The following is a 19,041-nucleotide window of genomic DNA, read 5'->3' as shown; positions in this document are numbered from 1 at the left end:
GGGCCGGCCCTTCACACCCACCGGAGTGCTCCGCGATGACCGCCCCGACTGCCGTGAACCCGCCCCGCTCCCGCTCCGCCGCCGCCTCCTCCCCGCCGCACGGCACGCCGATCGGCGCCGGCCGGGCGTTCGCCCTGTTCGTGTTCCTCGGCGGACTCCTCGGCCTCGCCGCCTCGGCCGTCCTGACCTTCGACAAGCTCCGCATCCTGGAGAACCCGTCCTACGTCCCCAGTTGCAACATCAACCCGGTGATCAGCTGCGGGTCGGTGATGCGCACCGAGCAGGCGGAGGTCTTCGGCTTCCCGAACCCGCTGCTCGGCCTGGCCGCCTTCGGTGCCGTCGCCGCGGTCGGCGCCGGGCTACTGGCCGGCGCCGCCTACCGGCGCTGGTTCTGGCTGGCCCTGCAGGCCGGCACCCTGGCCGGCGTGGTCTTCGTGCACTGGCTGATCGACCAGGCGCTGTACGACATCGGCGCGCTCTGCCCGTACTGCGTGGTGGTCTGGGCCACGGTGGTGCCGCTCTGCTGGTACACCACGCTGCACAACCTGCGCTCCGGGGTGATACCCGTCGGCCCCCGGCTGCGACCGGTGGTCCGCGAGGCCGCCCGCTACCACTGGGCCCTGCCGGTGCTGTGGGCCGCGGTGATCGCCCTGCTGGTCCTCAACCGGTTCTGGTCCTACTGGAGCACCCTGCTCTGACGCCCGCCCCGGAGAACGCCCCCGCCCCGGGAACGACGTCGGCCTCCAGGACCCGTGGGGGGTCCTGGAGGCCGACGTCGGGTGCCGGCCCCCGGGCGGGGGCCCGCGCTCAGGAGGCGCGGTGGAACCGCTGGGGAAGCGTCCCCTTGCGCCACAGCTGGTCGAGGCGCTCGAAGAAGCCGTCGGAATCGGCGGAGACCACGCGCCGCTCGTCCGCGGTCATCCGGGCGAACGGGTCGTCGAACGCGAGCTTCTTCGGCTTGACGCCGACGGAGCTGCACATCCGGCGGCACGCGTGGCACCACGTCCGCCAGAACAGCACCGGGCGGCCCGCCCTGCTGCCCTCGTAGACGTAGCTGCGCACCGCGACCTTCCGGCAGACCGGGCACTCCTTCTCCGACTGGTCGTCGACGAAGTTCGGCTGGGTCGCCAGCTGACGGATCTCACTGTCGATGTAGGACTTCATTCCGGTGCTCCCACTGCTCTCCTACTTCCTCCCCTTCGTCCGGCGGAGGTACTCGGCGTAGCGCTTGTCCGCGTAGGCCTCGGCCTGGGCCTCCATGTCGGGCATGTGGCCGTTCTTGTGATGGTAGAGCTCGTGGAGGATCGTCTTGAGGGCCGTCTCCATGTCCCGCAGCCCGTCCGTACTGATCTCGATCAGCGGGAGCTTGTTCGGCCCGACGACGGCGACCCGCAGCGCGTTCCCGTTGCCCTTCCCGGTGTAGGGGCTGTTGCCGAGGGCGATCGAGTTGGGGTGCTCGATCTTCGGCATGTGGACGATGTCGTACCCCTTGACGCTCATCCCGGCCCGGCCCAGTGCGATGCGCACCGACTTGATGCTGACGCCGGTCCGGGCCGCCGCCTCGGACCCCCCGCCGGTCGCGGCGGCGGAGGTGCCGCCACCGCCCGGCGTGCCGCCGGTGCCGGTGGGCGTGTCTCCGGTCGCGGCGGGCTCGCCGCCACCGCCGTCGCCGGAGCCCTTCCCGCCCTCGGGCGCCTTGTCGGCCTTGCCCCCGCCGCCGGGTTCGCCGGGCTCCTTGCCGGTGCCCGACTTCGGGTTGCTGGGGCCCTCCGTCTTCGGTGTGGTGGGCGCGGGTTCCGCCTGCGGGGCGGTCGTGGTCGGCAGGTCGCCGTCCACGAACTTCCGGACCGCGCTGATGAAGCCGTCGCCCTCCGACATCGCGAGCTTGATGGCCTTGGCGCTCTTGAAGCCCCAGATGGTGCCCTTGACGAGGCCGACGCCGTCGATGGCCAGCGAGCCGATGGTGCCGGTCCACTGACCGGCGACGTAGGCGGTGGAGCTGGAGTCGGTGTCGAACAGCTCGGCCAGCGGGTCGTCGTCGACGTAACCGGTGTGGCCCAGCTTGTACGGGGTGTCGTTCTCGTAGTCGAAGATCTCGTTGAAGACTTCGTTGTCCCCGTTGTAGCAGTCCGCGGCGGCGTTCCACCCGTCCGAGAGGGTGTTGACGCTCCACTGCCACGGGTCGCCGACGACGGAGTCGCCGACGCCGGTGAAGAAGCCCCCGATGTCGTCGAGGCTCCACCACAGCCCGGTCGGGTCGCTGCCCGAGACCGGGTTGTTCGCGGCGTAGGTGTAGCCGCCCATCTGGTTGGGATCGCCGGCCTCGAAGACCGGGTCCACCGACAGGAAGCGGCCGAGCACCGGGTCGTACTGGCGGGCGCCGAGGAGGTCCAGGCCGGTCGTCGGATCGGCCGGCTTGCCCAGGAAGCCGTGGTTGTCCGCCCAGGAGGCCGGGGCGGGACCGCGCTGGTTGCCGTACGGGTCGTAGGCCCGGCGGGTGATCGCCAGCGTCTTGGCGTCGACCTGGAGCTGGGCGGTGCCCTGCGGATTGGTCGGCTGGTAGCTGATGGTGCCGTTGCTCGCCCGGACGATGGTCGTGCCGTCGGGGCAGCTGTAGTACCGCAGGGCGCTGACGGCCTTGGTGGCCTTGTCGAGGGTGAGCTGCTCCGTGCCGCCGAACAGGTAGAGCGTGGTGCTGGTGGGCCCGCGCTGCAGGAGCAGCGCGCCGTCGGCGTCGTAGAGGTAGGTGGTCTCCTTCCCGTCGGTGGTGATGCCGGAGGTCGCGCCCTCGGCGTCGTAGCTGATGACCTGGTCGAGCGGCGCCGCTCCGGTGCCGACCCGCCTGGTGGTGTTGCCCGCGTTGTCGTACGTCGGGGTGAGCGTGCTGGTGCCGGTCGTCGGGTTCGAGGTGACGATCCCGGTCGCCGCGTTCGGCCGGGTGGTCGGCGTCGCGCCGGCCACCGGGTAGCTGCTGGACTGCGTGGTGTCCTTGGCCGCGTTGCCGGTCACGTCGTGCTTGACCTGGAGCGTGCGGTCACCGAGCAGGTCGTACTGCCAGTCGGTCCAGTACGGGGCCGGGCCGCCGATGGTCGAGGGACCGGGCGTACTGGTCTTGCAGGCGGCGAGCTGCCCGGCCGTCGGGCTGGTGATCCCCTTCGTGTCGGTCCAGGCGGTGGTCAGCCGGCGCAGTGCGTCGTAGCTGAAGCACTGGGTGTCGGTGACCCGGTCGGCACCGCCCGAGGACTGGGTCTCGGAGACGGTGGTGAGGTTGCCCACCTGGTCGTAGCCGTAGGTGGTGTCGGAGATCGGGTTGGCGGTGTTGGTCTGCAGGGTGACCCGGTTGGTGGCCAGCCGGCCGGTGACCTGGTCGTAGGTCTGCGCGGTGCGCAGCTGCTTGGTCGGGGTGCCGATGGTGGTCTGCAGGACCTGGCCGAGCGGGCTGTAGCTGGTGGTGTTGACGTAGGGGGTGGTCGGCGAGCCCATGGAGACCAGGCCGCCCTGGAGGTTGTAGCCGAAGCCGACGGTCTCCTCGGCCAGACCGCCCGCGGCCCCGAAGGTCGTCGAGCCGAGCAGGCCGACGGTGTCGGTGTAGCTCGCGGCCGTGGTGTACGTGCCGGCGAGCTTGCCCTCGCCCGCCGGGACGGTCACCGTGCTGCCGGTCGGCTGGTACGCGGTCGTGTACCCGTCGATCCGGGTGACGTAGGCGTCGCCGGCGCGGCCGTTGACGTACCGCGTCGTGGCGTCGGGGTAGCCCTTGGCCTTGGCGTCGAAGCTCCACTCGGCGAGCAGCTTCGTCTGGTCGGTGGTGCTGGTCCCCGCGTACTTCGCGGTGGTGCGGCCCATGCCGTCGTAGACGTACGACAGCCACTGGCCCCGGCCGTCCCGCGCCCTGGCGAGCCGGCCGAGGTCGTCGTACTCCTTGACCGAGGTGCCGCTGTCGGGGTCGGTCTGCGACACCAGCTGACCGCGCAGGTCGTAGGTGTAGCTCCAGACGTTGCCGGCGGTGTCCTTGACCGACGCGACGTCGCCCCTGGCGTCGAAGGTGTAGCTGGTGGTGACGTCGGCGCTGCCGACGGCGCCGGCGGGCCCGGTGGACCAGACGACCGCGTTAGACGCGTTGGACACCGCGACCACGCCGTCGCCCCGGACCATGAGGTAGGCGCCGGTGGCACCGGTCGTGCCGCTCCTCCAGAGCCGGGCCGTCCTGGTCGCGTTCTGGATCACGAAGTCGCCGTCGGCCTGCATCACCGCCACGGCGCCCGGGTTGCCGGACGTGCCCGAGGACCAGAGCGTCCGGCCGTCGGCGAGCCCGGTCAGCACCAGGTTCCCGTCCGCCCGCATCGCCAGCCGGACGCTCTTGGACACCACCGACGTGCCCGAGGCGATCACCGTGCCGGCGGTCAGCTTCCGGTCGGGGGTGTCGTCGTGCACGACGGTCGAGGTGGTGCGGCCGAGGCCGTCGGTGTAGGTCGTCGTGCGCGCCGCACCGACCGTGGTGTCGACGCGGTCGGCACCCGGGTAGGACGTGCCGGACTGCCACAGGGTGCTGGCGAACGAGACCTGCTGGACCGAGACCGGCCTGCCCTGTCCGTCGTAGGCGGTCCTGGTCACCGACGGGCCGGTGTTGTTGGTCTCCGCCCACATGCCGGTGCCCGCCTCGTGCGCGGCGTCGGTGTAGGGGGCGATGTTGGAGACGGCCCAGCCGTGCGAGTCGTAGAAGCTCGACGACACGAGGCGCCCGGCGGAGTTGTCCGCGGTCGTGGTCTGGCTCTGCCGCGGCCTCAGCAGCCCGTCGTAGTAGGTGACGGACTTGTTGTACGAGCCGTTCTCGCGCAGGGTCTCGGTGGTGACGGCGGAGGGGTCCGGCTTGTCGCCGGCACCGTGCACGTCGTAGCCGAACTTGCGGTCGGGGCTCTGGGTCGCCTTGCTGCGGCCCGGCGTCCACACCTTGGTGCGGCGGCCGAGCGCGTCGAACTCGACGTCGGTGATCCGGCCGTTGACGTCGACGGCGTGCGTGACGGCGCCGCGCGCCACCGAGATCGTGCTGGTGGCCACCCAGCCCAACGGGTTCCTGGTCGACAGCGAGTCCGGGAGGACGCCGTCGGCCGGGAGGTAGGCGGTCGTGGTCGCGGCACCCACCGCGTCCACCGTCTTGGTGACGCGGCCGTACTTGTCGTACTCCAGCCCGCCGAGCGACTGGTAGGACGGCTGCCCGGGGGCGGTGTACGACTTGATGGACTGGGTGCCGGTCACCAGCCCGAGCGAGCTGCCGTTGCGGCCGAGCACGCCGTAGGCGGCCGGGTCCGGCACTCCGGCGGCGCCGTCGTAGAAGAAGCGCTTGCCGTAGAGCGTGGTGGTCCCGCCGGGTGTGGTGCCGCACGGCCCGGCGACGGTGAGGACCTCGCTCGGGTAGATCAGCATCATCGGATTGGCGGCGGGCGCCGGGGCGTAGCCGGTGGTGGTGCAGGTCTGCTGCCCCGAGGCCGCCAGGTCGCCCTTCTCGTCGACCTGGTGGACACGGCCGAGGTCGTCCATGGTGGTCACGGTCTGCACGGTCCGCCACGAGCCGTCCGACAGCAGGCCCAGCGAACGGGCCGAGGTCGAACGGACCTGGTGGGCCTTCAGGTCGGGGAGCGTGGACAGCTTCGCGGGTGCCGGGTCCTCCGAGGTCCAGGCCGTCCGGGCGGCACTGGCGGTCTCGGCGACCGTCGGCGGGTCGGCCAGCGTCTTGGCGACGACGCTGCCGCCGGCCTTGGTGAAGGTCTGCGTCTCGTAGGGGGCGCCGGCCGACCAGGGGTTGTCGGTGATCTCCTCGTTGAGCGAGTTCCGCACCTTGGCGGTGCGCCTGGTCCCGTCCGCCTTGTAGTCGCCGTCCATGCCCTGGAGGTAGGAGACGACGCTCTGGGTGATCGGGTCCGGCGCGGCGCCGGTGGTGGTGGTGACGGTGCGGTAGCCCCGGAACTGGTTCCAGGTGCGGTGCTGGTCGTCGGTCAGGTCGGAGTCGTCACGGTGCCAGGCGGCGCCGTCGCTGTAGGCGTAGTTGGTCACCTTGGCCGGCGAGCCGGCCTTCGTCCGGTCGCTGTCGGTGACCTGGGCGACCAGGGTCTTGTGGAACCAGTCCTCGATCGGGTCCTTCCCGCCGGGCGTCGTCCACCAGACCGGGTAGCAGGCCATGGTGTTGGCGTCGGCCGAGGCCGGCATGGTGTTCTTCTCGCGCGAGCACTCCGGCGCCCGGTAGGTGACCGCGACGGATTCGCCGGTCTCGGTCTGGATGCTGGAGACGCGCGGGTGGAACAGCGGCGGGGCGGCCGGAGAGAGGCCGTCGACCCGGTTGTCCATCTCGATGCCGGTGAAGGTGACCGGGTCGAGGGTGAGCGGGCCGCCGCCGCCGGCGGAGGTGTCCCGGCCGGTGTGGACGATCTCGGAGAGCCACATCACGGACTGCAGGGCGCCGGCGTTCGTCGGGTCCTGGGTCTTGCCGGTGACCGGGTCGTAGGTGCCGCCGGCGTCGGAGAAGACCTGCTTCAGCTCGAAGCTGTCGACGTCCTGCCAGCCGGAGCCGGTACGGACCTTGGTGTCCACCGACTTCAGCCGGAAGGTCGACCAGAAGGTCGGTCCGCCGGTGAGGCAGACCCCGTCGGTGTCGTCGTCCTCGACCTTGTTCTTGTCGGTGGCGAGGCAGGTCAGGTCGTACGGCGTGTCCGGCCAGTTGGTCGCGGTGTCCCGCGAGAGGTTGTCGAGGGTGCAGACGCTGTCGGAGGTCGTGCAGCGCTGCGCCGCGTTGAACACGACCTTGGCGGCGGGCTCGCGGCCGGCCTGCGCGTCCGTCAGCTGGTAGCCGTAGGAGATCTGGGTGAGGCGGCCGCCCCGGGTGTACTGGGTGAGGGTGCCGCCCTTGTCGTCCTTGGCGACCTGGCCGTAGCCCATGTTGTAGTAGTTGGACTCGGTCGACCAGTCGTAGCGCTGGACGTTGCCGTGCGGGTCCACGGCGAAGTCGAGGTTGAACCGGTAGCCGACCGGCTGGTCGCACCGCGAGTCATTGCCGTCGGCGGAGTCGTGGCACGGGTCCTCCGCCTTCGGGTGGTAGACCGGCACGCCCCAGGCGCTGTTGGTCGCCGTGTCCGACGTGGTGCCCGGCGCGTGGTTCAGGCCCAGGTAGTACGCGGTGCCGTCGGTGGTGGTGACCTTGAAGTACTCGCCCTGCCAGAGGCCGTTGGTGGCCCCGGTCAGCCGCTCGATCCTCGTGCCGTCGTCGTTCTGCAGCCGGTAGCCGCCCGAGGAGTCCCGGAGCAGCTCGCCGGTGTGCGAGCCGAGCGAGATCGTGGCGTTCCAGCCGCCCCAGCACTCGTCCCCGGAGTCCTCGATGCCCTGGTCCTTGCACGCCTTGTAGGAGCGCTCGATGAAGCCCGGGCTGTAGCCCCAGCCGTCACCGATCCACGAGGACTGCGAGTTGCGGGCCGAGGTCTCGCCGTCCACCGACTGCGAGTCGTAGGCGAGGGTGACCGCGGGCGCGGCGCCGCCGAGCGACGGCGGCACGGTGATCGGGTAGGCGTAGGTGAACGCGCCGGAGGCGGAGGCCGTCCAGGCGCCCGAGGCGGACAGCGAGGTCGCCCCGTAGTCGCCCTGCGAGCCGCCGGAGCCGGCGACCGCCGCGACCGCCATGGTGGCGCCGGCCGAGCGCGCGGCCGACGACGCGGCGGCGAAGCCGCTCGTACCGGTCCGCGCGGCGGAGGCGACCGCGACCGTACCCGACAGCGTCCGGGCCCGCGGGTCGTTGGTGAACTCGATCGGCGTCTGCCGGCGGCACTCCGCGCGCTGCGGCGTCGTCAGTGCACAGCCCGGCAGCGCGACCAGCCGCAGCCGGGAGGCCCAACCGCCGCCGTACGCCTGCTCGATGGAGCTGTAGTCGAGCGACACCGAGACGCCGCCCACCCCCGGCCTGCCGTCACCGCGGGCCAGTCCGACCAGGAGCCCGTCGACGCCGGCGGCCTTGGCGCCGCTCCGGTCGGCCAGCCGGACCTCGACCGAGGAGAGCGGCGCGACCGGGGCGACCGGGGCGATCAGGCGCCCGGACCGCGGGCCGAGCGCCGAGGTCGGGACGGCGGACACCGAGACCGGGGTACCGCCCGCCTTCGGGCGCCCGGTGGCCGGCGAACCGGTGAGGTCGACGGTGGCGGTGGAGCCGCCGGGCCAGCGGGCCGCCTCCGGGGTGTGCGTCCGGAGCTCCCGGGCGCCCTTCGGAACGGCCGGCTTCGGGGCGGGGCGCGCCGCGCCCACCGGCCCCCCGGGCACCTTCGGTTGCTGGGGGAGCGGGTCGGCCGACCATATCTCGCCGGTGTAGCGGTAGGGGCCTACGAGGACGTCGGTGGCCACCGCCAGCGGCGTCGCCAGCGAGAACGCGGCAACCGTCGCCATCGCGACCGTCCCCCGTCTCGCCCATCCCCTCCCCCGGGCAGCACGAGACCATCGCACTTTCGCGCGCATCGTGAATCATCCCCCTATTAACAGTTTTGGACGGCCCCGGGGCTGATGCGCCATCACGCGATCCCGCCCCTGGCCAGGGCGAACCGTATTGCCACACGCGCATCACCGGCAATACCCTTCCCCGGCAGTCACATCGCTCACAACAATCACACCCGACCCAGGGGTTTCGACGGGTCAGGCGTCCGATGCCTGCGATGTGGCCAAATCCACTGCCCGCCAGGGGGGTTGTGAATCCCCCCGCGAAACGGTCGCGGGCACCAGACACATTCGAAGGATCTTTCGTGGGGGAAAACACCCGCGTCCCACGCGGTGGGACGCGATCGCCAGGACGTCGGCTCGCGCTGACGGCGGCGCTCGCCGGCCTGATACTCGGCACCGCCGGCCCGGCCCTGGCCGACGACCGGCCCGCGGACCGGCCCGCCGCCTCCGACTCACCGATGAGGGCGGCCTCCGAACGCGCGAAGAAGGAGCGGAAGCCGGTCGCGGTCGAGGAGTTGACCTCCGAGACGACCCAGACGGTGGCCAACGCGGACGGCACCTTCACGCTGACCGACCACGTCCAGCCGGTCCGGGTGAAGCGCGACGGCTCCTGGTCGGCCGTGGACGCGACCCTGGGGAGGAACGGCGACGGCACCTTCTCGCCGAGGGCCACCCCGGCCGGGCTGGCCCTCTCCGGCGGCGGCTCCGGCCCGCTGGCCACGCTCACCGACGCCAAGGGCCGCCGGCTCTCCGTCACCTTCCCGGTCGCCCTGCCCGCTCCGGCCGTCACGGGTGACAGCGCGACCTACGGCAACGTCCTGCCCGGCGTCGACCTGCGGGTCATCGCCAACGACCAGGGCGGCCTGCGCGAGGTCCTGGTCGTCCACGACGCCACGGCCGCCGCCGACCCGGCGCTGAAGTCCCTGAAGCTCGCGGTCGCCACCAGCGACGGGCTGACCGTGGCCGCCGACGAGAACGGCTCCGTCACCGCGCGGACCGCCGACGGGACGACGGCGTTCACCGCGCCGACCCCGGTCATGTGGGACTCCTCGACCACCGCCGGCACGGTCGCGGCGCGGCCCGCCGAAGCACCCGCCCCGGCGGCGCGCAAGGGCGAGCTCAGGTCGGCCCGCGTCGACGAGGCGCCGCCCGCCGCGGCCGCCCCCACCCGCTCCACCGAACGCGAGCCCGGCACCGGCGCGCAGCTCAAGCGGATCGCCGTGACGGCCGAGGCCGGCGCACTGACCCTGGTACCCGACGCGGGGCTGCTGACCGGCCCGGACACCGTGTGGCCGCTGTACATCGACCCCTCGGTCAGCCCGGTGACCAACGGCACCAGCCACTACGCCACGGTCCGGGAGGGCTGCCCCGGCATCGTCGCCTACGACGAGCCGCAGGACAACGGCCAGGGCGCCGGCTACCAGCACTGGAACGACTGCCAGGGCCTGTACCGGTCCTTCTACCAGATCGACACCAGCAACCTGACCGGTGACATGGTGGTCTCCCGGTCGGAGTTCCACATCACCGAGACCTACGGTGCGTCCTTCGACTGCAACCACACCGCGCCGGTGTCCCTGGCCACCGTCAGCGAGCTCGCGACCGACACCAAGTGGTCCAAGCAGCCCTGGGTGACCGGCGACGGGTGGCTCGGCGGCGCGCAGTACCCGAAGAGCTCCAACATCTCGAACCACTGCGGCAACCACGAGGCCGTGTTCAACGTCACCGGCCAGATGCAGAAGCTCGTCGGCCACAACTCCAACTGGACCGTCGGCATCTTCGGCAACGAGACCAAGTCGTCGGGCAACAACGACTTCATGCGGTTCAACACCAATCCGTACGTGGTCACGGTGTTCGACATCGCGCCCAACGCCCCCGACATGATCAGCGTCAGTCCGCAGCCGCACAGCCCGGACAGCAACGGCTGCGACGGCGTGAACATCGGCTGGATCGGCAACTCCGGCACCACCGGCAGCGCCTCCAACATCACCCTGAACGCCCGGCTCTCCACCAAGATGAGCGGTGTCAACCTCCAGGCCATGGCGCACGTCTGGGACAACATGTCCAACGACGGCGGTGGCAACCCGGCCAGCAAGTCCTGGCCGTGGAGCGCGTCGGTGAGCAACTGGGGCACCGTCTACGACAACGTCGGCTTCACCGTCGAGGACGGCCACCAGTACGGCTGGAACATGATCGCCAGCGACGGCACCCTGACCGGCCCCAGCTCCCCCTACTGCTACTTCAACGTCGACCTGACCCCGCCGAGCATCCCGACGGTCGCCGACAACGCGGCCTTCCCGCCGCTCGGCAGCGACAGGACGCCCACCGGCCACGCCGGCGCCACCGGGGCCAAGGTGCGGGTCACCGCCAACGACCCGGTGCCGGGCGGCTGCACCCGCGGCAGCTGCGTCAGCAGCGGGATCGACCGGTTCGAGTACTCGCTGGACGCCAACATCCCCGGCGGCGGCCCGTCCGTCCCCGCCGTCCAAGCGGCCGGCGGCACCGCGACCGCGGACGTCCCGATCAGCGTGAGCAGCGCCCAGTGGGGCACCCACACGCTGTTCGTGCGCGCCGTCGACAAGGCCGGCAACACCCAGGGCACCGTCGCCCAGTACAGCTTCTTCGCCCCGTTCGACCCCAGCGCCAAGGTGGCCCCGGGCGACCTGAACGGCGACGGGGTCCCGGACCTCGCCGCCACCACGACCGCCGGCGACCTGGTGCGCGTCCCGGGCGGCGGCTCCACCGAGGACCTCGAGACCATCTCCACCCCGGCGACCAGCCCCGACGGCACCGGCTGGAACAACTACCTGGTCGCCCACCGCGGCACCCTCACCGCGGCCATGGCCGACGACCTGTTCGCCTATCAGAAGACGACCCACAAGCTGTACCTGTACCAGAACGACGCCAACACGGCGGGCGGCACCACGGGCCACTTCACGCTGACCCAGAACGTCGTCCCCCTCAACAACTCCGCGGGCTGCCCCGCCAAGGGTTCGGACGGCACCTGGAACAAGGTCACCCAGATCCTGGCACCCGGCAAGCTCGCCCAGATGGCCGACGTACCGGACCTGGTGACGGTCGACAACGCGGAGCTCTGGTACTTCCCGGGCACCTACCAGGCGGGCTGCAACCTCGCCGCCGGCGTGAAGATCGGCACCGGTGACTGGTCCCGCACCACCCTGCTCGCACCGGGCACGGTGAACGGCGTCCCCACCCTGTGGGCCCGCGAGAACGCCACCGGCGCCGTCAGCAGCTTCCCGCTGACCTTCGACGGCAACGGCGTCCCGACCACCCGGATCACCGCTCCGACCAGGGCCCCGCTGACCTCCGGCGTGCTCGACACCGCCGGTAAGAACATGTGCCTGGACATCAACGGCTCGAACACCGCCAACGGCACGCCGGCGCAGATGTACAGCTGCAACACCACCGACGCGCAGAGCGCCGCCCTCGGCACCGACGGCAGCGTCCACCTGCTGGGCAAGTGCCTCGACGTGAGCCGCGGCGGCCTCGACAACGGCAGCCCGGTCCAGCTCTGGGACTGCAACGGCACCGGCGCCCAGAAGTGGGTTCCCGGTCCGTTCGCCGGCTCGCTGCTCAACCCGCAGTCCGGCCGGTGCCTGGCCGACCCCGCGGCGTCCAACACGCCCAAGACCCAGCTGATCCTCTGGGACTGCCTGACCGACCACGCCGAGCAGGTCTGGGCCGCGACCACCACGGGCAAGGCCCTGCCGCCGGCCCAGCCGGTCCTCCCGACCGGCCTCGGCGACCGGCTGGCCCCGACCGTGGCCTCCCCCGGTGACGTCGACGGCGACGGCAACCCCGACCTGTACGGGACGTCCGCCACCGGCACCGTCACCCGGCTCCCGGGCGCCCGGACGCCGGCCGCCCAGGCGGCCGACCGCTGGAGGCTGACCGACACCACCGACAGCCGGCGGGCCAACGACCTGACCGTGGCCGGCGGAGCGGCCGTCGGCCCCGACGCCACCCGGGGCACGGTCCTGAACCTGCCCGGCGGCACCGGCTACGCGGTCAGTGCCACCGGCTCCGTCGACACGCGCAAGAGCTACACCGTCTCCGCCTGGGTCAAGCCCGGCGACCTGGCCAACACCTCCGTGTTCGTCAGCCAGGGCGGCACCAACAACGTCGGCCTCCAGCTGTACTACTCCGCCTGGGCGCACGCCTTCGCGTTCGGCCGCAACGTCGACGACTCGGCCGTCGACACCTTCAACGCCGTCTACGGCCCGACCACCGGCGGCCTCAGCCCCAGGCTCAACACCTGGACCCACCTGACCGGGGTCTACGACGCCGGTACCAAGCAGCTCCAGCTCTTCGTCAACGGCGCCGCGGCCGGTGCCGCGGCCTACGCCGGCACCGAGTGGAACGCCACCGGGCCGGTCCAGATCGGTCGGCGGGTCCTGGCCGGCGGGTACGCCCAGTACGCGACCGGCGCGGTCGGCGACGTCGTGATCGTCCCGTCCGCGCTGCCCGCCACCGCCGCCGCGGCGCTGGCCACCGACACCGCCCAGTTCGACGCCCCGGTGCTGCTCGGCGACGTCCACCGGCCCACCGACCGGTGGAGGCTCACCAACTCCGCCGACGAGATCCGGCCGGCCAACAGCCTCACCGTCTCCGGCTCGGCCTCGTTCGTCAACGACACCACCCGCGGCACCGTCCTCGGCCTGTCCGGCGCCACCGACGCGCTGGCCACCACCGGCGGCCCGGTCGTCGACACCGCCAGGAGCTACTCCGTCTCGGCCTGGGCCTACCTGACCGGGACGAACGACTACGCGACCGTGGCGGCCCAGTCGGGTACCAGCGTGAGCGCCTTCTACCTGCAGTACTCGAAGGCCTTCAACGCCTGGACGTTCGTCTCGCCGTCCGGCGACTCGACCGGACCGGCCTCCTACCCGGCCGCGTTCGCGAGCAAGCCGCCGGCCCTCAACACCTGGACCCACCTGGTCGCCACCTACGACGCGCCCGGCCAGACCATGAGCCTGTACGTCAACGGCAAGCTCGCGGCCACCGCCGTCAACTCCACGCCGTGGGCCTCCACCGGCCCCCTGACCATCGGCTCGGCCAAGAACGGGAACAGCTTCCCCGGCCGGATCAGCGACGTCCAGACCTGGACCAGCGCGCTCTCCCCGGCCGCCGTCGCCTCACTCGACTCGGAGCAGCCCGTGCTGACCCAGCTCGTCTGATCCAGCTCGTCCGATCCAGCTCGTCGGACCCAGCTCGTCCGACCCGCTGGGCCGGTCCATGACGTCGGCCTCCGGGACCCGCCAACGGTCCCGGAGGCCGACGTTCCGCTGTGCGGCGCCGCTGCGGACGGCTAGCCGAAGACCGCCCGGCGGAAGGCGTTGCGAAGGTCGGTGAGGGGCTGGGTCTCGCGGCTGTAGTGCACCTTGTTGGTGAGCAGCAGCGCCCAGCGGCCGAGCCGGCGGGAGACCCAGATCCCGGTGCCGGTGAAGCCGTAGTGGACGAAGGTGCCGTCGGCGGGGTCGGTGCCGGGGGCGCAGAGCCAGGACAGGCCGCGCGCGGGGGCGAGTCCGCCGGTCTGTTCGCGCAGCGACTCGGCGATCCAGGGCCCGGCCCAGGGCAGCGCGGCCGGCGGGTCGACCAGGGCGGTGAGGAAGCGTTCGAGGTCGCGGGCGGTGGAGAAGGCGCCCGCGTTGCCGCAGACGCCGCCGAGCAGCCGGGCCGACGGGTCGTGCACCACCCCGCGCAGCGGGGCGCCGACGGCCCGGTCGTACTCGGTGGGTGCGGTGCGGGCGGCCGACGCCGGACCGAGCGGGCCGAAGCGGGTGTCGGTCATGCCGAGCGGGCGCCAGACCTGCCGTTCGGCGAGCGCGTCGAGCGGGGCGCCGGCCAGGTCCTCGACCAGGTGGCCCAGCAGCACGGCGGCACGGTCGGTGTACTCGACGGCGGTGCCGGGCGGGCGGTGCAGCGGGGCGGCGACGACGCCGGCCCGGATCGCCGCCCGGTCCCGGCCGTAGCGCTGCTCGAACTCGGTGCGCAGCGGCAACCCGGCCGTGTGGGCGAGGAGTTGACGGACCGTCACGCGCCCCGTCGGCTGCCCGGCGGCCGGCGGCCAGTAGTCGCCGAGCGGGCGGTCGAGCGGGAGCCGGCCGGCCTGCCGGAGCGCGCCCGCACACGGCCAGAGGGCGACGATCTTCGTGAGGCTGGCGAGGTCGAAGAGCGTGTCGGGCCCCATCTCCAGCCCCTCGTACGGGCCTTGGCCGAGCACCCCGACGGAGCCCCGGCCCCGCCCGCCGCCGGCGTCACCGACGGCCCAGACGCCGCCCGTGCCGACCCGGCGCAGCCCCGCCTCCACCAATCGCTCCAACTCCCCGCCGGGGGCGCCGACCACGGCCGGCGGGTCGGGGGCCGCGGCCCGTACCGGCTGCTCGTCCACGCCTGCCCCCGCCCGCTCGGCCACCGGTCCGCCCGGAGCCTACCCAGCGGGCGGGCGGTCAGACGGCGGGCACGCCGCCGAACTCCTTGCCGAGGCAGATGCTCTGCGGGTGGTCGCGGTAGATGCCGAACTTCTGGATCGGGTCGTAGCCCTCGGATCCGTAGAGCGCGACCGCCTCGGGCTGCTCGGTGCCGGTCTCCAGCACGAACCTGGTCCGGCCGGCCTCGGCGGCGGTCTGCTCCAGGCGGCGCAGCACCGTCCGCGCGAGGCCCCGCCCGCGGGCCCGGGGGACGACGAACATCCGCTTCAGCTCGGCGTCGCCGTCGCGCAGGCCGTGCGGGCCGGCCTGCTTGGCGCGCCAGCCGCCGCAGGCCACCGGCTCGCCGTCGAGGTAGGCGATCAGGAACAGACCGGCCGGCGCCTCGAAGTCGTCGGGGTGCAGCTCGGTGAGGTCGCCCTCGCCGTAGCGGCGGACGTACTCCTCCTGCACCTCCGCCGAGAGGCGCTGGGCGTCCGGGTGGCCGTAGCCGGTGACGCGGATCTCGATGAGGTCGCCCTTGCCGTCCCGCAGCTCGGCGGTCCCCGTGATGCTCTCCATGGTTGAAGAGACTACGACCTCGGGTCAGCGGCCCTCGAACCGGGCGACCAGCTCCTCCTTGCCGAACATCCGGGCGGTGTCGACGGCGGACGGCGTACCGGCCGTCGGGTCGGCGCCGCCCGCCAGCAGGGCGGTCAGCACGTCCTCGGCGCCCTTGAAGACGGCGCCGGCCAGCGGGGTCTGGCCGCGGTCGTTGGCCCGGTTCGGGTCGGCGCCGCGCGCCACCAGGGCGGTGACGGTGGCGGCGTGCCCGTGGTACGCGGCGAGCATCAGCAGGGTGTCGCCGCGGTCGTTGGTCAGGTTGGCGGGCGCGCCGGCGTCGACGTAGGCGGCGAGGGTGTCGGTGTCACCGGCCCGGGCCGCGTCGAAGAGCTTCCCGGCCAGCTCGATCACCTCGGAGTCCGGGGCGTCGGCGGGCTGCTGGCTGGCGGCGTCGGTCATGGCGGGCCTCTCCTGGGCGTTCTCGAGCACCCCGGGCCTCGCCCGGGAGCTTCTCGGTCTGTCGGTCGCGCGTACCGCACCGTAGCGGCCCGGTGCGCGGACGATCCAGCGCGCGTCCGGACTGCGGACGCCGACCGGACCGCGGCATTCCCCCACACGACACACGGGCGGGAAGGTTTCGCCGCCGTTCGAGCGAACTTCCCGGTCCCCCCGGTGCCTTCCCGGCCACCCGCCGGGAATGCCTCGCCGCGCCGGTACACGGGGCCGCCGGGCCCCGTTCCGGGCGGTTCGCATACCTCCCCCCGGCGCCCATCCGGGTATTGGCCGAGAAGACCACCCATTTGCACCGTTCCATCATCTATTACTTTTTGTCACGATTAAGGCACATTCCGTGACACTGTCCCTGTCCCCCTCCCCGAGGAGCAGAGCGTGATCCTCTCGATTTCCGGCATCGTCCTGTTCGGCACCATCGCCTTTCTCTTCTTCCGCAGGGACGGACTAAAGGTCTCCCACGCGATCGTCTGCGCCCTGCTCGGCTTCTACATCGCCGGTTCCTCGATCGCTCCGAGCATCACCGCGGGCGGCGCCAGCCTGGCCAGCCTGCTCGGCGGCCTCAAGTTCTAGCGCGGCCACTCCCCCGTACGGGCCCGGGCGCGGATCCCACCGCCCCCGGGCCCCGTCGTACACCCGACGCCGACCCCCTGAACCCGACCGTCCCACTCGCCCGGGGAGCCAAGGAATGCCGCTCAACCGCCACCTCAGCAAGGGCCGCGACCTCGCCCGCACGGCCGGCGACCACGCCTCCGACATGTTCGCGCCGCTGACCGTCATCGGGCGCGGGATGCGCCACCACGTCGCCTGGGCCAAGAGCCGCTGGCAGGCCACCCCGAAGGACCGGCGCGGACCGACCGTCTTCCTGGTCGCCGCCATGCTGCTCGGCATCTACCTGCTGCCGCACGGGCTGCTGTTCGCCCTGGTGGCCCTGATGGCCAGCGCCGCCTGGAACGGCCGCTCCCCCAAGGCCCCGGCGGGCCCGCCCGAGCCGGACATCGTCGACGTCAAGCTCACCGCCCTGTACGCCGCGCTGACCCCGTACCTCGCCTCGCCGGACGACCTCAGCCCGCTCTACCACCACGAGGGCGGCTACAAGGACGTCTTCGGCTCCTGGGAGTTCGACGCCGAGGGGCGGCTCTCCCGGCTGGAGCTGGTCTACCCGGCCTACTTCACCGACACCGAGCCCGCCGCCCGGGCCCGGATCGAGCAGGTCGTCCAGGGCAAGGCCGGCCGCGCCCGGGAGTACCGCTTCGACTGGGACGAGGAGTCCAACCGGCTGCGGATCGCCGCCCTGGCCCCGCTGCCCACCGACATCGCGGCCCAGCGCTTCGTGACCACCCCCGGCGAGATCGTGCTGGGCTTCACCGACGAGGCCGGCAGCGCCCGGACCATCCCGGTGGGCCAGGGCGGCGCCGTCACCCAGCAGCCGCCGGTGGTCTGGCGCACCGGCCCCCGCTCGGGCGAGCCGCACCTGCTGGCGCTCGGCGTGACCGGCTACGGCACCTCCAGCCTGATCCGGTCGATCGCGCTCCAGGCGCTGCCCCACGGCGACCTGGTGGTGATCGACGGCGCCGGCACCGGCGAGCACGCCTGCCTGGTCAACCGGCCCGGCGTGCACACCGTGGAGACCAGCCTGCACGGCGCGCTGGCCGCGCTGGAGTGGGTCGCCCAGGAGACCGAGCGCCGGCTGACCGCGCTGAACGCCGCCCGGCACGCGGGGGCGGCCGCGCCCGAGGACGTCACCCGGCCGCTCTGGCTGCTGCTCGACCACCCGACCGAGCTGAGCGAGCTGGCCCACGCCGAGGGCCGGCCGGACCCGCAGGACCTGCTGGAGCTCCCGCTGCGGCACGGCCGGGCCGCCCGGGTCACCGTCGTGTTCGCCGACGACATCGAGGCCCGGGACCGGATCACCCCGACCGTGCGGGCCACCACCCGGGCCCGCGTCCTACTCGGCCCGACCGGCCCCGAGGAGTCCTACGGCACGCTCGGCGCGCCGCTGGACATCGTGCCCGCCGCGCACGCCCCGGCCGGCCGCGGCTACGCCCGGATCGGCACCGGCACACCGGTCCGCCTCCAGGTGCCGGCCACCGTCGACCCGCTGGACGAGGAGGCCCCGGCCCAGCTGCGCGAGGCGGTGATCGCCCTGCTCCCGCACCGCGACACCCGGACCGAGGCGGCCGCGCCGGTCGACGTCCCGCCGCGCCCGGCCGGCCCGCCGCCGGTACCGGTGGCCGAGCCGGTCCAGCAGCCGCAGGCGGTCGACCTGGGCAAGGAGCACGCGCCCCTGCGGTTCCGGCCGCTGGCCTGAAAGGGGCCCGCCGGGGCGGGGCGACGTAGGGCGGTGGATCCCGTCCCGGTAGGCTCGTGGTGGAAAGGCCGACCGATCACCAGATGTGAAATAGGTGACACCTGGGGTGATATCCACGGCCAGATGTGACAAATCGGGCGCCGGTGGGTACAAACAGGGGCGGCACGACAGACGACGCATGTCCCGGGACGGGAATCTTCGTCGGAAGCCGAGCGTTGACCGAACGACGAAGAACAGCGACCACTAGTCCTGTGGGCCATAAGCCCGGGAGGCACGATTCATGAGCGAGCGAGCTCTCCGCGGCACGCGACTCGGGGCCACTAGCTACGAGACCGACCGTGGTATCGATCTGGCTCCCCGCCAGACCGTCGAGTACGCATGTCAGAACGGACACCGATTCGAGGTTCCTTTCTCGGTCGAGGCGGAGATCCCCTCGGCCTGGGAATGCCGCTTCTGCGGCCAGGAGGCGGTACTCCTCGACGGTGACGAGCCTGAGGAGAAGAAGACCAAGCCCACGCGTACCCATTGGGACATGCTGATGGAGCGCCGCACGCGCGAGGAGCTGGAGGAGGTGCTGGCCGAGCGGCTGGCCGTACTCCGCTCCGGAGGGATGAACCTCGCGGTACACCCGCGGGACACCCGCAAGAGCGCCTGACCCGTTTCCCGCCCCGGCGGGAGCACGCGAAAAGGGACCCTGGCCCCCAGGGTCCCTTTCGCATGTCCGGGCCCTTCGACGGCGGCCGCCCCGGCGCGCTGATGCCCCGGGGC

10 protein-coding genes are annotated in these 19,041 nt (G+C 72.6%); 5 read left to right on the top strand and 5 right to left on the bottom strand.

The window, feature by feature from the left end; genetic code table 11:
- Positions 1-35 precede the first annotated feature (35 nt).
- Positions 36-698 (top strand): vitamin K epoxide reductase family protein, encoded by a 663-nt coding sequence (locus ACFWA9_RS17775; protein WP_380388112.1) that lies wholly within the window; start codon positions 36-38, stop codon positions 696-698.
- Positions 699-807: 109 nt separating this feature from the next.
- Here ACFWA9_RS17775 and ACFWA9_RS17770 read toward each other — a convergent pair whose 3' ends face one another.
- Positions 808-1,164 (bottom strand): hypothetical protein, encoded by a 357-nt coding sequence (locus ACFWA9_RS17770; RefSeq protein WP_329486504.1) that lies wholly within the window; start codon positions 1,162-1,164, stop codon positions 808-810.
- A gap of 21 nt (positions 1,165-1,185) precedes the next feature.
- A complete protein-coding gene (locus tag ACFWA9_RS17765) occupies positions 1,186-8,415 on the bottom strand; it encodes an RHS repeat-associated core domain-containing protein (RefSeq protein WP_380388110.1) in 7,230 nt (2,409 codons plus the stop codon).
- Positions 8,416-8,921: 506 nt separating this feature from the next.
- On the opposite strand from ACFWA9_RS17765, the gene ACFWA9_RS17760 reads away from it, so the two are divergent.
- Entirely contained in the window at positions 8,922-13,658 is a 4,737-nt protein-coding gene (locus ACFWA9_RS17760) for a LamG-like jellyroll fold domain-containing protein (RefSeq protein WP_380388108.1), read from the top strand.
- Between the two features lie 131 nt (positions 13,659-13,789).
- On the opposite strand, the gene ACFWA9_RS17755 is transcribed toward ACFWA9_RS17760, so the two are convergent.
- Genes ACFWA9_RS17755 through ACFWA9_RS17745 form a run of 3 tightly spaced genes read right to left on the bottom strand, consistent with a single transcriptional unit; the run spans position 13,790 to position 15,911 of the window.
- The gene (locus ACFWA9_RS17755; protein WP_380388106.1) at positions 13,790-14,872 is read right to left on the bottom strand and encodes a serine hydrolase domain-containing protein; all 1,083 of its coding nucleotides are present in this window, start codon (positions 14,870-14,872) and stop codon (positions 13,790-13,792) included.
- Between the two features lie 58 nt (positions 14,873-14,930).
- Positions 14,931-15,470, bottom strand: coding sequence for a GNAT family N-acetyltransferase (locus ACFWA9_RS17750; protein WP_380388104.1), 540 nt, complete (start codon positions 15,468-15,470; stop codon positions 14,931-14,933).
- 24 nt (positions 15,471-15,494) lie between these two features.
- Positions 15,495-15,911 carry an ankyrin repeat domain-containing protein gene (locus ACFWA9_RS17745; RefSeq protein WP_329486509.1) on the bottom strand — a complete coding sequence of 139 codons (417 nt, stop codon included), beginning with the start codon at positions 15,909-15,911 and terminating at the stop codon, positions 15,495-15,497.
- A 429-nt stretch (positions 15,912-16,340) separates the two neighbouring features.
- Between ACFWA9_RS17745 and ACFWA9_RS17740 the strand changes: the two genes are divergently transcribed.
- The 3 genes from ACFWA9_RS17740 (at position 16,341) to ACFWA9_RS17730 (ending at position 18,928) form a co-directional block, all read left to right on the top strand.
- Entirely contained in the window at positions 16,341-16,535 is a 195-nt protein-coding gene (locus tag ACFWA9_RS17740; protein WP_327674940.1) for a hypothetical protein, read from the top strand.
- Positions 16,536-16,650: 115 nt separating this feature from the next.
- On the top strand, positions 16,651-18,273 hold the full coding sequence (locus ACFWA9_RS17735; RefSeq protein ID WP_380388102.1) for a hypothetical protein: 1,623 nt from the start codon (positions 16,651-16,653) through the stop codon (positions 18,271-18,273).
- Positions 18,274-18,553: 280 nt separating this feature from the next.
- Positions 18,554-18,928, top strand: coding sequence for an RNA polymerase-binding protein RbpA (locus ACFWA9_RS17730; RefSeq protein ID WP_030396357.1), 375 nt, complete (start codon positions 18,554-18,556; stop codon positions 18,926-18,928).
- The last annotated feature ends 113 nt before the right edge of the window (positions 18,929-19,041 follow it).

It is taken from the genome of Kitasatospora sp. NPDC059973 (assembly GCF_042737525.1).
Taxonomy (GTDB): Bacteria; Actinomycetota; Actinomycetes; order Streptomycetales; family Streptomycetaceae; genus Kitasatospora.
Note: the sequence above shows the minus strand (reverse complement) of the source record. Positions and strands in the feature narration are given on the sequence as shown.

Coding starts and splice junctions, on each gene's coding strand:
- ACFWA9_RS17760 (WP_380388108.1), top strand. CDS start 8,922: ATGAGGGCGGCCTCCGAACGCGCGAAGAAGGAGCGGAAGCCGGTCGCG.
- ACFWA9_RS17730 (WP_030396357.1), top strand. CDS start 18,554: ATGAGCGAGCGAGCTCTCCGCGGCACGCGACTCGGGGCCACTAGCTAC.
- ACFWA9_RS17770 (WP_329486504.1), bottom strand. CDS start 1,164: ATGAAGTCCTACATCGACAGTGAGATCCGTCAGCTGGCGACCCAGCCG.
- ACFWA9_RS17745 (WP_329486509.1), bottom strand. CDS start 15,911: ATGACCGACGCCGCCAGCCAGCAGCCCGCCGACGCCCCGGACTCCGAG.
- ACFWA9_RS17735 (WP_380388102.1), top strand. CDS start 16,651: ATGCCGCTCAACCGCCACCTCAGCAAGGGCCGCGACCTCGCCCGCACG.
- ACFWA9_RS17750 (WP_380388104.1), bottom strand. CDS start 15,470: ATGGAGAGCATCACGGGGACCGCCGAGCTGCGGGACGGCAAGGGCGAC.
- ACFWA9_RS17775 (WP_380388112.1), top strand. CDS start 36: ATGACCGCCCCGACTGCCGTGAACCCGCCCCGCTCCCGCTCCGCCGCC.
- ACFWA9_RS17765 (WP_380388110.1), bottom strand. CDS start 8,415: ATGGCGACGGTTGCCGCGTTCTCGCTGGCGACGCCGCTGGCGGTGGCC.